The 14,038-nt window shown below is 51.6% G+C and carries 11 protein-coding genes and 1 pseudogene; 5 read left to right on the forward strand and 7 right to left on the reverse strand.

Features of this window, described 5'->3' with window-relative positions; all coding sequences use genetic code 11:
- Positions 1-161 precede the first annotated feature (161 nt).
- A complete protein-coding gene (locus FG166_RS09315) occupies positions 162-1,166 on the forward strand; it encodes a LacI family DNA-binding transcriptional regulator (protein WP_003681122.1) in 1,005 nt (334 codons plus the stop codon).
- A 553-nt stretch (positions 1,167-1,719) separates the two neighbouring features.
- On the opposite strand, the gene yjeM is transcribed toward FG166_RS09315, so the two are convergent.
- The 5 genes and pseudogenes from yjeM to FG166_RS09340 form a co-directional block, all read right to left on the reverse strand.
- Positions 1,720-3,225 carry a glutamate/gamma-aminobutyrate family transporter YjeM gene (gene yjeM / locus FG166_RS09320; RefSeq protein ID WP_003681121.1) on the reverse strand — a complete coding sequence of 502 codons (1,506 nt, stop codon included), beginning with the start codon at positions 3,223-3,225 and terminating at the stop codon, positions 1,720-1,722.
- Positions 3,226-3,806: 581 nt separating this feature from the next.
- Complete coding sequence (locus FG166_RS09325) at positions 3,807-4,241, reverse strand: cupredoxin domain-containing protein (protein ID WP_003681120.1); 435 nt, start codon at positions 4,239-4,241, stop codon at positions 3,807-3,809.
- A gap of 279 nt (positions 4,242-4,520) precedes the next feature.
- Positions 4,521-6,920 carry a phosphoketolase family protein gene (locus FG166_RS09330; RefSeq protein ID WP_003681119.1) on the reverse strand — a complete coding sequence of 800 codons (2,400 nt, stop codon included), beginning with the start codon at positions 6,918-6,920 and terminating at the stop codon, positions 4,521-4,523.
- Between the two features lie 205 nt (positions 6,921-7,125).
- Complete coding sequence (locus FG166_RS09335) at positions 7,126-7,923, reverse strand: Cof-type HAD-IIB family hydrolase (protein ID WP_003681117.1); 798 nt, start codon at positions 7,921-7,923, stop codon at positions 7,126-7,128.
- Positions 7,924-7,929: 6 nt separating this feature from the next.
- A pseudogene (locus FG166_RS09340) lies at positions 7,930-8,659 on the reverse strand (GntR family transcriptional regulator).
- Between the two features lie 143 nt (positions 8,660-8,802).
- Between FG166_RS09340 and ybaK the strand changes: the two are divergent.
- The 4 genes from ybaK to FG166_RS09360 all read left to right on the forward strand — a co-directional run bounded on the left by ybaK (position 8,803) and on the right by FG166_RS09360 (position 12,594).
- Complete coding sequence (ybaK, locus tag FG166_RS09345) at positions 8,803-9,303, forward strand: Cys-tRNA(Pro) deacylase (RefSeq protein ID WP_003681115.1); 501 nt, start codon at positions 8,803-8,805, stop codon at positions 9,301-9,303.
- A gap of 3 nt (positions 9,304-9,306) precedes the next feature.
- Positions 9,307-10,050, forward strand: a complete 744-nt coding sequence (locus tag FG166_RS09350) for a hypothetical protein (RefSeq protein WP_003681114.1) — start codon at positions 9,307-9,309, stop codon at positions 10,048-10,050.
- Between the two features lie 59 nt (positions 10,051-10,109).
- Positions 10,110-11,546: a C69 family dipeptidase gene (locus tag FG166_RS09355; RefSeq protein WP_003681112.1), complete on the forward strand. Its 1,437-nt coding sequence runs from the start codon at positions 10,110-10,112 to the stop codon at positions 11,544-11,546.
- Between the two features lie 235 nt (positions 11,547-11,781).
- Positions 11,782-12,594 carry a sugar phosphate isomerase/epimerase family protein gene (locus tag FG166_RS09360; protein ID WP_003681110.1) on the forward strand — a complete coding sequence of 271 codons (813 nt, stop codon included), beginning with the start codon at positions 11,782-11,784 and terminating at the stop codon, positions 12,592-12,594.
- Between the two features lie 259 nt (positions 12,595-12,853).
- Here FG166_RS09360 and FG166_RS09365 read toward each other — a convergent pair whose 3' ends face one another.
- Positions 12,854-13,369 (reverse strand): DUF1836 domain-containing protein, encoded by a 516-nt coding sequence (locus FG166_RS09365; RefSeq protein ID WP_003681109.1) that lies wholly within the window; start codon positions 13,367-13,369, stop codon positions 12,854-12,856.
- Positions 13,370-13,378: 9 nt separating this feature from the next.
- A complete protein-coding gene (locus FG166_RS09370) occupies positions 13,379-13,894 on the reverse strand; it encodes a hypothetical protein (RefSeq protein WP_238137785.1) in 516 nt (171 codons plus the stop codon).
- Positions 13,895-14,038: the final 144 nt, after the last annotated feature.

The raw sequence follows: 14,038 nt of genomic DNA on the forward strand, positions 1-14,038 counted from the left end.
AATATATAAATCCCTCGATAAATCATTAGTGCTAATGTTATTCTAACTCTAGAAGAAAGCGTTTCCCAACTAAAAGCCGTTATTTTACCGGATAAGACGCTAACTAATTTAACATATTTAATTCAACTCTCTAAATTTTATGCACTCGAGGGGGCAGCATCGTGGAAAAACTAACAATTAACGACATTGCCAAACTAGCGGGGGTTTCAACGGCCACCGTCTCCAACTTTCTAAACCACAATTACGGCAAGATGTCTGCCAAAACTCGTGCCCACGTGGCTAAAATTATCACTGAACATAACTACCACCCCAATAGCGTCGCCCGCGATCTCGCAAAAAACGACAATAAAACAATTGGGGTTTCAATTGCTGACATCACCAATCCCTTCTCCGCCACCGTCCTTTCTGGAATCTCGGCGGTTTTTAATCAAGCGGGTTACCGGATGATCTTCACCAATGCTGATAATGATCAGGATACCGAAACTAGCAATATCCTACGGCTCCAAGCTCAAAACGTGGCTGGTATCATCATTGATCCAGTTAATCCCGACAATCCAATTTACCAGACTCTCTCCAATAACGACATCGTGATGTTCGACCGCCAGATGGAGACTCTAACCTTTGATTCCGTCGCCACCAATAATACGGAGGCAGTTGAAGAAATGACCAAGCGGATGATAATTGCAGGCTACGACGAACTCTACTTTGTCTCTTGGCCACTAGAAAAGGTCAGTACCCGTATCAAACGGTACCAGGGCTTTTTACGTGCCATACGTTACCCTGACGGTACCCATCTAATTCCGGTCCCTTACCCTGGTCAATCAGAATCGCTAGTAACTTTCCAAACCCAAATCAAACGGATCATGGAGCAGCGCGGGAATAAGAAAGTGGGTTTCTTTACGATGAACGCTAGCGTCTTTGTCCAACTACTGCAAACCATGCAACACAACAACTACACCTACCCGACCGATTACGGGGTCGCCACCTACGAAGAGTTTGACTGGATGACCGTCATGCGTCCCGGGATCTCTTGCATCCGTCAGGACTCCCGGCGAATTGGGACTGACGCCGCGAAACTCTTGAAAAAGAAGTTAGAAACTAAAGAAGGTGGCGTTCCAACCACCCACATCATTCCAACGACCCTGATTATTCGCGATAGCTTTTGATGGAAGTGCGAACCAACCTCCTCAACAGGCCGTTGGGCTAAGCTAGGGCAGGGGTTGATGCGGTTAAGCATCGTTCTCTGCCCGTACTTAGCCACTAGGCCTGTGGTTGGGGAGCACGTTATCCGTCTAACCTTCATCAATACTGTAACAAGCTGGGAGAAAGCTCGATTTTCTCTCAGCTTTTTTGATGGGACAAAAATTCCTCCACCGCTAAAATTTGCATCCCCCCCAGATTTGGTGACACGACAAATATTTAGATTTGCGCAAAACGAAAGTGCGTACCAACGCCGTGGGCTAGGCTAGATCAAATGGTTGGTGCGCCAACACCGTTCCTTGCCCGTACTTAACCACTAGGCCCGTGGTTAAGACCGCGTAATCTTGCGTAAATTTGCAGATTTGTCCTGTCCTCATTTTTCACGCCAGTATAACACCCAGGTATTTTCCGTTGGAGTCCATTCAAACCTAACCAAAAAACCAGACCAATCAACATCTGATCGGTCTGGCACGGCAATTGATTTAGTTAGCAAACATGGCGGGGTTGGCTGCCACGCTCTTATTCATTCGGGTCAACGTTGTGGCGACGGGCTGAAATTTGGTAAAAGACCAGTGCCACGATAGCAAAGAAGAACGGTCCAGCGATCGTCCAAAAGGCGGTCTGGTAGTCGTGTTCCAGCAGCGGTTGAACGAAGGTAAAGAGAATCCCGACGATCAGGATAATTTCCACCACCACGACTAAAATATTGGTCCACAGTCGGTTCTTAAAGACCACGAACGGGTAGTCCAGGTTCTTCTTTTTGAAAAACGGGAACGCCCCGACCAAGAAGAGGTACGGGAAGCAAGTGGAAACGTTGGCCATGTCGGTTAAAATCGTGTAAAAGCCCTGAGCGGCATTACCCCCGAAGGCCACTAAGAAGACGATTACGCACACGACGATCGCCTGTAGCCACATGGCGTTAGCGGGCATCCCAGCCTTATTTAGCTTGGTCAACTTAGCTGGCCAAAGCTTCGGGTCGGACCCCAGGATAAAGGCCTTAATTGGCGAGTACATTAGGATAAACAGGGCACCTAAGAAGCCGACCGTCTGAGCGATCGCCACGATCCGGGTCATCGTTACCCCAAAGCCTAAGGCCGCGGCGTGCGACCAGCCGAGGGCGGTCCCCGTTTCAACCCCAATATCATTGAAAATGGCGTAGGTAACGTTCCCCAGGTTGGTGGCGTTGGTCCCCAGGTTATCGTGGTAGTTAACCGACCAGCCGACCATGAAGATCATCAAAACGTAGGCGCCGATCGTAAAGACCGAAGCAATGATCAACCCACGCGGAAAGGTCTTTTGCGGGTTATCCATGCTGTCGGTTACCGACCCCAGCGATTCCATCCCCCCGTAAGCGAAGATGGCGTAAACCACGAAGGAAACAATGGCGATCGGGGTTTGGAACTGCGGGTTGGGCGAAGTGATAAAGGTCTTGAGGCCATGAATCGGTTCGGCCAACTGGAAGTGGTTGGCAAACAAGACGGTGAAGGACACCACGATGAAGATAATGTTAACGGCAATTGTGAAGATCCCACCGAGCGACCCGATCCGGGCGATCGCGTTCATCCCCCGCGACGATAAGAAGGTGATCGCCAGGATTAAAATGATCCCCAAGATCCCGATCGTTTCCGTCGACGAGAGGCCCATCACCCGCCAAGACTGGGTGGTGTCCTTTCCAAAGATCAGGGCCGAGAAGGTAATCCAGATCCGCGAGGACGTCGAAACCATCCACACGATCCAGGACGCCAGCCAAACGAAGGTCCCGACAAAGGCCCACCGTTCCCCAATCGAACCGGCCAGCCAGGAGTAAATCCCCCCCTTAGCTTCCTTAAAGGCGGACCCGTACTCGGCCATCATTAAGCCGCACGGGAAGAAGAACAAGATCCCGGCCAAAGCGTACCAGATGATACTGCCGTACCCCATCTGCAAGTAGGCGTTGGACACATTCCCAAAGCCAAAGATGGCGGTGATGATCATCGTAACCAGCCCGAAGGTCGTAATCTTCTTGCTGGAACCATTGTTATCCATCAAAATATCCTCCAATCGATTTTAAAAAATAAACATACACCCCTATTATAGTCCTATTTGACTAGATTTAAACGAATAATTATGCATTTATGATTGAGTACGACCCAACCATTGGGCAGGCCGTGGGCTAAGGATAGGCTACAGGTTAGCGCGTCAGCGATGTTCTGTGGCCAGGCTTAGCCACTAGGTCTGCGGTTGGGGAGCACGTTATCTTTGGAAGTGCGGACCAACCATTGGCAGGCCGTGGGCTAAGGATAGGGCACAGGTTAGCGCGCCAGCGGTGTTCTATGGCCAGACTTAGCCACTAGGCCTGCGGTTGGGGAGCACGTTATCTTTGGAAGTGCGGACCAACCATTGGCAGGCCGTGGGCTAAGGATAGGGCACAGGTTAGCGCGCCAGCGGTGTTCTATGGCCAGACTTAGCCACTAGGCCTGCGGTTGGGGAGCACGTTATCCAAGAAGTATGACCTAACCTTCTCGACAGGCTGTATGACTAAGCGAGGTACGTTATCTGTGTAATAGTGAAAAAGACCATCCCGAGGCGGAATGGTCTTTTTCACATTTTTTACACTGTTAAGTACATTAAGCGTGTGCGTGGGGCGCCGTTGGATGCGAGTTAGTGTTAGATGTGGCGGAGACGGTGGACGTAGCTACCGGCTTGTAGCCCTCTTCGGTCAGTACCTTGACGTACAGGCGGTGCCAAGAAATGACGCACCAAACACAAAAATAAATGTCCAGTAGAGTAGCAAGACCGTTCCCAAAACTACCCAATAAGAACATCAAGACAAGTCCTACTACCCAAACGTAAAGCGTGTATTTGAAGATTTCACCAAAGAGGCGGGGTGTTTTATAACGGGACGTACACAAAGCATAAATCCAAGTAAAGATCGCTAAGTAGGTTGGTCCGTCGTACTTATCCTCTTTTACGTCACCGGCAGCGTTGACCATCTTAATGTCGTCCTTGTTGCTTTCGAAGTTAACCAGTTCCTTGAGGTCCTCTTTAACATTAATTTTCATGGTGTTCTCCCCCTTTTCCCTGCGTTAGTCCAGATCCCCAATCCTTAATTGACCTAACACACAAAATAGTGACTTTAACCTACTAAAACACCTTTTGATAATTTTATTTATCTTACTTATAAGATAAAATTAATAATAAAAGTTTCAACCCCTCCACATTAAATAATCAAAATTATTATTTTGTTTTGCGTAGTATTTCATTTTGAAAACAAAAAAAGACCACCCCGAGGCGGGATGGTCTTTTTCACATTTTTTACAATGCTGTTAAGTCAATCGTTGTTACTTGAGGCCCTTCCAAGTCCAAGCTTCAACTTCTGGTAAGTCCTTACCTTCAGTCCGGATGAAGTGGTTGTGACGAGCAACCATGTCGTCCATCTTTTGTGCGAAGGCAACGGCCTTTTGTTCGTAACCAGGTACGCTCAAGATAGCGTCCTTGGCCAAGTGGAACCGGTCAAGTTTGTTCAGGACACGCATGTCGAATGGAGTGGTAATGTCACCATTTTCTTCGTAGCAGTGTACATGAAGGTTGCGGTTGTGACGTGGGAAGAAGAGACTTTGGATCATGTCACGGAAGCCGTGCCATGCAAAGATCACTGGCTTGTCAGCAGTGAAGTAACGGTCGAATTCTTCGTCGCTAAGGCCTTCTGGGTTCTTAGCAATCGTCATCAACTTCATGATGTTGATCACGTTGATGTAACGGATCTTCAGTTCTGGGAAGTTGTCGTGAAGCAGGTCGATAGCGGCCAGAGCTTCTTCAGTTGGTTCAGTACCAGCGGAAGCAAAGACAACATCTGGTTCTGCGCCTTGGTCAGTGGATGCCCAGTCGATGTAGCCGAGGCCGTTAGCAACGAGTTCAGTTGCTTCATCGATGGAGAACCATTGGAGACGTGGGTGCTTGGAAGTAACCAGCACGTTGATGCATTCACGGTCACGGAAAGCCACGTCAGAGACAGCGAGCAGGGAGTTCGTGTCGGCTGGCAGGTATTCCTTGATCATGTCTGGACGTTCCTTTTCGTAAAGGTGCGTCAACAGACCTGGATCTTGGTGAGTGTAACCGTTGTGGTCTTGTTGGAAGACCGTGGAAGTATCCACGAAAGTCAATGCTGGGTAGTCGTGACGCCAGTATTGTTCCTTGGCCTTACGTAACCACTTCATGTGTTGAGTCAGCATGGAGTCAACAACACGACCAAATGATTCGTAAGTTGCGAAGAACCCGTGACGACCAGTCAGGGTGTAACCTTCGAGCCAACCTTCAGCTTGGTGTTCGGAAAGTTGGGAGTCGATGATCCGACCAGTGTGGCTCAGATCTTCGTCGTTTGGTTCGTGGATGTCTTCCATCCAAGTCCGCTTCCCGCTGTCAAGGGCAGCGTAAAGACGGTTAGACTTAGATTCGTCCGGCCCGAAGCCACGGAAAGTAGTTGGGTTAAGTTCGATCATCTTAGCGATGTACTTACCCCATTCGAGCATGTCTTGGTGCATTTCAGTACCGTGGTTCTTCACGTCAACGGCGAAGTCACGGTAGTTAGGCATCACGAGTTCCTTCGGGTTAACCCCACCGTTAGTGATCGGGTTAACAGCCATCCGGCGGTCGCCTTCTGGAGTGTTAGCAACAACCTTTTCAACCGGAGCACCGTTTTCGTCGAACAGTTCTTCTGGCTTGTAAGACTTCATCCAGTCAACGAGCATGTCCTTGTGTTCCATGTCGTCTAGGGTCACCGGAATCGGAATTTGGTGTGCACGGAAGGAGTTTTCGATCGGGTCGCCGTTCAAGTCCTTAACCGGACCAGTCCAACCCTTCGGTACACGGAAGACGATCATTGGCCATTGTGGCATGGAGTCGTCATTGTTTTCACGAGCGTGCTTTTGGATAGCCAGGATGTCTTCAACAGCGGCATCCATAACCTTAGCCATTTCTTCGTGAACTTCCATGTGTTCCTTGAGGCCATCAAATTCGCCACCTGCGTATGCAGATACGAAGTAAGGCTTCCAGCCCATCCCTTCGAAGTACTTAGTCAGTTCTTCGTCGGACATCCGGGAAAGGATGGTTGGGTTAGAGATCTTGAACCCGTTGATTTGAAGGATTGGCAGAACCGCACCGTCAGTGATTGGGTTGATGAACTTGTCAGAGAACCATGAAGCAGCCAATGGGCCAGTTTCGGCTTCCCCGTCACCAATTTCAACCGCAGCAATTTGGTCTGGGTTGTCAAGGATTGCCCCAACACCGTGGGAAAGGGAGTAACCTAATTCCCCACCTTCGTGAAGGGAACCTGGCGTTTCCGGTGCGGCGTGAGAAGCAGTTCCACCTGGGAAGGAGAAGTGCTTGAACAACTTAGCCATCCCGGCTTCGTCTTGGGTGATTTCCGGGTAAATTTCGGTGTAAGAACCGTCCAAGTAAGAGTTGTTAACCATCACTTGGCCACCGTGACCAGAACCTTCAATGTAGAACATCTTCAGGTCGTACTTCTTGATAACCCGGTTTAAGTGGGCGTAAATGAAGTTTTGCGGAACAATCGTCCCCCAGTGACCAATTGGCTTCGGCTTAACGTCAGAAGCCTTGAGTTCTTGGCGTAACAGTGGGTTGTGCATCAAGAACAGCGTACCAACACTAAGGTAGTTGGCGGCGCGCCAGTAAGCATCAACAGTTTCCAAGTATTCCTTGGAATTGTAATCTACTGCCATCAATATACACTCCTTCAATTCAATAAAAGATAACTACGTTTGACTTGTATAACGCATTGTAAATCGCAGATCAATTTACGCTTTCTATGATAACCGATTTGGCGTCAAAGTCAACCTTTTTAAAAATTGGACCGTATCAATTTCACCCAATTTTAACTTTTCCCGGGCGCTTTAAACCAATCTTGTCAATTGAGACCCGGAACTCCTAGTCAGTTAAGAGCTTTTCCATCGTTTTAAAAACCCCATTTTCATCATTAGTCGGGGCGGTAAATTTGGTTACTGCTAGTACCCGCGGGTCCCCGTTGGCCATCCCGTAACTTTGACCGACGTAATTGAGCATCGACAGGTCGTTTTGACCGTCACCAAAGGCGACCAGGTCGGCCGGGTCCCACCCGTGGCGCTTGACTAATTTCTTTAAACCGGTTGCTTTATCCATCCCAGCCACGATGATATCGAGGTTGCCGTAGCCAGACGAAACGGCCTCGAGCACCCCGGCAAAGTCCGCGTTGATTTTAGCCTGCAGTTCGTGGGTCCGCTCCTTAGGCACATCCATCATCATCTTGGTGACCTTGTCGTCTACCTCACTCAGGCTGTCGATCCGCTTCATGTGGGGGTAGTGCTTAATGGCGTGCTCCACGAAGGCCGGGTCCTCATCCTTGAAGGTGTAGGCCGTATCGTAAGCCGAAATGATGAAGTGGCTCCCGACGATTGCTTGGTGTAAGGCGTTCACCCTTTCCACCGTCTCCATGGCCACTTCACCGCAGTACACCAACTCGCCGTGATCCATTAACTCAACCCCGTTTTCGGCCACGAAGGCTAGCTGGTCCTTGACAGTTGGAAACCGATCTTCTAGTTGGTAATGGGGGTTACCCGACGCCACCACGAACTGAACCCCCTTGGCCACCATCAGGTCGTACACTTTGGCGAAGTAATCGTGATCGTAGTCGCTTTGGGAATTCAAAAAGGTTCCGTCCATGTCGACGGCAATTGCCTTAATTGTCATCAGTTATTACTCCTTATTAATTGAAACAAAGGTGTTGTAGCGCATGTACTTATAGTGGACGCGCATGTTGGAAACTTCAAAGGGCGTCCCATCGTCTAAAAAGAACACCCCTTCCATGATCCCCACTGGTTCGGTGGGGGTCAAGTTTAAGAGCTTTTGGTCGTTTTCCGTGGACGGGGCCGACGGTCAAGGTCATGTAAGAACGGGTGACGGTCTTGTTCATCACTTCTTCTAAGTAGTTAAAAATCGACCCTTCGACCACCGACGACGACAGGGTCGGGTTGATCTTAATCGGGATGTAGCCCGTTTCGATCATGAAGGGTTGGTCGTCAATCAAACGCAAGCGTTCAATCCGGTAAACGAAGTCGTCCTCACTCAAGAAGAGGTCCTGTTGGATTTCTTCGTCGGCCGGAATCACCTGGTAATTCAAAAGCTTGATCGCCTGCTTGCGGCCGTCAAACTTAAAACTATCGGTGATCCCCAGGTTGCTCCCCTCGTAAGAAAACATCGCCTGGTTCTTTAAGTAAAGCGGGTTGATGAAGGTCCCCGACCCCCGCTTTTTGAAGATGATCCCCTGTTGGACCAGGACGTCTAGGGCCCGCTTAATCGTACTCCGGCTCACCTCGTAATCGGCGCTCAGCGTCCGTTCATCGGGGAGTTTCATCTTGGGGTACTGGTGGGCCAGGATCTTCTGTTTTAAGTCGCGCATGACGGCGCGGTATACTAGGTCTGCCATATCAATCTTCCCCGTCCTTACCTGTTCGTGTATGCTATGCTTATCGTATTTAGGATACCATACCTTTGAAAATTTGGTTACCTGCATTTAAATTATTGGACCGTTCCAAATTCGGAAGCGGCCAGCGAAAAGGAGTCCAATTTATGAGCAAGAAAAAAAGCAAGTTAAAAAAGACCCAGGTGGAACAAATCCTCGATAAAAACGGGATCGCCTACCAGCAGGCCCACTTCCCGACTAAACAAGATGGCGATGTCCAAACGATGGTGGTTGACCACGGCGACGTTGATGAGCACCTGATCTATAAGACCCTGGTCTTGACCGGTAACGTCACCGGCCCCTTAGTGGGGGTGGTCCCCGTCGACCGCCACTTAGACGAAAAGGCGCTCGCCCGGGTGTCGGGCAACAAAAAGGTCGACATGGTCCCCCTAAAGGACCTCTTGAAGACGACCGGTTATGTCCACGGCGCCAACACCCCGGTTGGGATTTACGAAAAGCACCATTACCCAATTTTCATTGATAACGAAGCCAAGGAGACGCCAACGATCTTCGTTTCCTCCGGGCAACTGGGCCGCTCGGTGCAGTTAAACGCCGAGGACCTCGCCAAGTTGGTGAACGCCACCTTCGCCGACCTGCAAACCAAGTAGCCGATGACCAAGTTCTTACAGATCTTTTTAGACGCCAGCCTCTACCTGCTGTTGATCCCCCTTTTGTTTGGGAGCGCCCTGTCCCTGGTTTCCCACCGTAACAAGTCATTGGTGGTCATCTACTTTGGCTTCTTTGCCCAGGTCATCGGGGGCGGGATCGGCATCATCATCCACGAGCTAAGCCACTTGATCGTCGCCCTGCTCTTCCGCCACCAAATTAAGGGCGTTGCCTTGTTACGCATTCCCCGTCCAAACGACGGTGACACTAGCCTCGGCTACGTCCAGCACGCCTGGCAAACCACTTCCTTATACCAGCGCAGTGGTAACTTCTTTATCGGCGTCGCCCCCTTGATCGGCGGTACGGTCGCCCTGGTGGCTTTGACCCGCTGGCTGGTTCCACCAATCTTTGCTTGGTGGCAGAGCCTGGCAACCGGGGTCTCTACCACCGCCACCGGCGACCTGGTCTGGTGGAAGGTTTTAATCTGGGTGGTCCTCTTAATCAACATCAGCGTCGGCGGTTTTGACCTGTCGACCGCCGACCTGGAAAACAGTAGCCACGGCCTCTTCATTCTGGTGGCCTTTTACCTACTAGTCTTAATCATCGCCAGCCTCTTCTTTACCCCGACTCAAATTAAGGGCGCCCTGCTTTCATTTATGATCCCGGTCTACTGGGCACTAGGCCTGGCCCTTTTGATCAACCTGATCACCCTAACCGTCTTAAAGCTACTCGGCAGGGCCCACGTTTGACCCCACCTTACCGCACGCCTACAATGTAACCATCACCATATAAGGAAGGATTTTCAATCATGGAAAAGAAACTCTCCGCTTGCACCACCGTTCTCGTCGGCAAACAGGCCACCATTGATGGCTCGACGATGGCGGCCAGAAACGACGACACTTACGGTCCGCTGACCCCGCAACGCTTCGTGGTCTACCCGACTTATAAGGACCACCCCAACCAAGTTAAGTCCTACCTCAACCACTTCGTCGGCGACCGGCCGGCCAACGGCGCCCGCTACCAGGGGGTACCCAACGTCAATTTGACCACCGAGGGGGTCTACGACGAAAACGGCTTTAACGAATATAACGTCGGCATGTCGGCAACCGAAAGCGTCTACGCCAACGAACGGGTGCTGGCCTTTGACCCACTCAACCTCGAATCCGGCCTCAACGAAGACGTGATTGTGGCAATGGTCCTGCCCTTCATTAAGTCGGCCCAGGAAGGGGTTGCCTACCTGGGGGACCTCGTCGCTAAGTACGGCTCCGCGGAAGGTAACGGGGTGATCTTCTCCGACAAAAACGACGTCTGGTACATGGAAATTGTCACCGGCCACCACTGGGTTGCCCAGCGAATTCCCGATGACGCCTACGCCGTAACCGGTAACCGGGTGGCAATCCAAGAGGTGGACTTTGACGACCCAGCCAACTTCATGTGGTCAGACGGGATCCAAGAATTCGTAGCTGACCACCATTTGAACCCGGACCTGTCCGGCTGGAACTTCCGCCGCATCTTCGGGACCGCCACCGTCTTTGACCAACACTACAACACCCCGCGCCAGTGGTACGGTCACCTGGTCTTATCCCCGGACGTTAAGCTCGACCCGCTGGACTTCGACCTGCCCTTCGTATTAAAGGCCGACCACAAGATCACCCTAGAAGAGGTCGAACAAGTCCTATCTAGCCACTACCAGGGCACGGTTTACGACCCACTGGGCCACGAGGGCACCGAACAAGAAAAGCGCCTCTTCCGGCCAATCTCTTTGAACCGAACCCAAAACTCCCACGTCCTGCAGGTCCGCAATGACCTCCCCGAAGCCGCTTCTACGATCATGTGGATGAGCTTTGGGATCCCGACTTTCACCCCGTACGTGCCGTTCTTTGGTAACGCCGACGAAGTTGACGCCTCCTACCGCAACACGCCTAAGGAAATGAACGTCGACTTCAAGTCGGCTTACTGGATGTACCGGGCCCTGTCGATGCTGGTGGAAGCCCACCACGCCGAGTTCTTGCAAGACGACCTCGACTATTTAAAGGACGCCCGCGAATACTTCCACCGCTTCGTTGACGAAGTGGCGCCGCTCGTTGACGGGATGACTAACCAGGAAGCCACCGCCATTTTAAGCGCTAAGAACCAAGAACTGGTAGCCGAAATGGCCAAGCGCACCAAGGACTTGATGGCTAAGCTGATGATGAAGGGGCTCGAGTTATCCAAGCTGACCTTTACGATGGATAAAAATCTGTGAGTGCGACCAACCTCCTCGACGGGCCGTATAGCTAAGCTAGGGCGAGGGTTGGTGCGCCAGTACCGTTCTTCGCCCGTACTTAGATACTAGGCCCGTGGTTGGAAGCACGTTATTATGGGCCCAACCATTGGGCAGGCCACTGACTGAAATAGGCGCCCACACTAAGTATGTAATTAGATAAGGGATTGGGGAAGGGCATCTTTTCCCGGTCCCTTTTAGAAAAGAGGTTTTAACAATGTTTCCCCAACTAGGGTTAAAGGCCTCCAGCGATCCGGCCCAAATTGAGGATCGCCTAAAGTACCACCCGCAAACCTTTGAGTTCTTCACCGACGTTCACAACTTCACCCCCGCCGGCCTGGCCGAGTTAAAGGCCGGCATCCGGAGTGTGCAGGGCGCCGGAATTGACCAAATCGTCATCCACCAACCGATGAAGTTCGGTGACATCCACAGCGAATTGGCGGCGCCACAAACCGCCTTCCCCGACCTGTACGACTTTATCGAACGCTCCACCACTACCCTCCTGGAGTTGGCCAGCGAATTTGACCTTCAAATCCTAATCCACGGTGGTTACTCGGGCGATTTCCCGCGGGTGATCCCCTTTTATCAGAGCTTAGAAGCGGCCCAAGCAGCGGTGCTAAACCGGCTGGATCGGTTCCAAGAACTGGGTGGTACGCACATCATGTTTGAAAATTCGATTTCGGAATTTTTCGCCTATGGTAATCCGGTCACCGAACGGGCCATCTTAGACCACGGCTACCGCTTGGCCTTTGACACCTCACACTGCTTTATCTACCTGCACGGCGCTAACGACGCCTTGTGCGCCTCCCTGGCTAAGCTCAAGGACCGGGTCGTCCACTACCACTTGGTGGACTCGATGGGCCAAAGTCACGATTCCCTGCCGCTTGGCACTGGTAAGATTGACTGGGCGCGCGTCTGGCCCCTGTTAAACCCACGGGCCACCAACATTTACGAGATCAACTTAGCCGACCAAACCGACTGCCAAGAACAGTTGGCTAGTCACCGTTACCTAACGGGCTTGATCGGCTAACGCAAACTAAAAATAGGCTGGAAGAAGGGGCGTTTTTCTTCCAGCCTATTACTTTATCTTCGAATGTTAAACAAATATTGTGCCGCACCAACCCCCGCCCTAGCTTAGCCAAACGGTCTGTCGAGAAGGTTGGTCCGCACTTCCCCTAACGTGGAAAATGACCACAGACCTAGAGTACGGGCGAAGAACGGTGCTGACGCACCAACCGTTCGCCCTAGCTTAGCTATACGGCCTGTCGAGAAGGTCATTTCCCACTTCCCTACTTAATCTTAGTCGGCGGCAGCTGTTCTTGTAAAACGGCCAACAAGGCGGTGGTCTTCAAGCGCGCAATCGTCGTGACCACCGCTAGGTTCAGCAGTTCTTCAATCGCCGGATCCAAGGTGGTTTTGTTGGCCTCCTCGTTGCGCAAGGCGGCATTGAAGAGGTCAACGAAGCGGTCGTAGGCGGCCATCGGGTAGTTATTGACGGTCACCTGGTCAATCGCCGCCCGGATCGTCGGCAGGGCAAAGGAACCCTTTAATAACGAAATTACGGTCATGGCGGCCAACTGGTTTTGGGAATACTTCTTTTTGACCGGGGCGATCACGATCCCCTTTTTGACGTAGTTGTTAATCATCGCCTTGGTCAACGGGGGAACGCCGAGCGGGCGCAGGCGGTCGTTAACCAGGCCGATTACCTGGTCGGCGTACAGGCCCATCTCCGGAAAGTCCGCCCAGTGGGGAAGTTGAACCTTACTAACCTGGGTGGCGAAGTGTTCTAATTGTGTTGCTGTCATCTCTGCCTCCTAACCCAGTCCCACTGACTGGTTGACGTACTGTTCGGTGGTAACGGCGGTGGTGATGAGGGCGACGGTTTCTTCTTGGCCAACCGTTGCTTGTTGAATCGGTTCACCCTCACCCTTGACGTTGCCGCCCCGCCCGGTAACCGGGGGCGTTCGCACGATTACGTAAGGGTACTCTAGTTCATCAATCATCTTGACGGCGTACAAGTGCTCCATTACTAATGACGTCCCCGCCGTTTGAAACCAGGCGCCGACCTGTTCTGGGCTCGCGTCATCCGCGGTGCCGGGGACCCCGTGCATCACGATCCGCTTCGGCGCCGGCGACCGATCGACTAAGGCCACCAGGTCCGCCACCAAGTCACCAACCGGGTCCAAGGGGTTCGGCAACCATACCAAGGTCGTCTCCGGGGCCAGGGTACCGGAAAAGTCTGCCGTCGTGGTGACCGCCGCCCCTTGCTCGGTTAAGGCTTGGGCCACGGGGGCAACTAACTTCTCCCCACCAATTATCCGTACTTGCATTTTAATCACCATTTTTCCCTTTATTGTACCGCAAACTGGCCGGTAACGGGGACGGGACCAACTTGCCGTTCGGAACTGGTTATCAATGTTATAATAATTAGTACTAACTTTACCAGACCGCCGAATAAGCGCACCATTTTAAAG

The organism is Limosilactobacillus fermentum (assembly GCF_013394085.1).
Lineage (GTDB): Bacteria > Bacillota > Bacilli > Lactobacillales > Lactobacillaceae > Limosilactobacillus > Limosilactobacillus fermentum.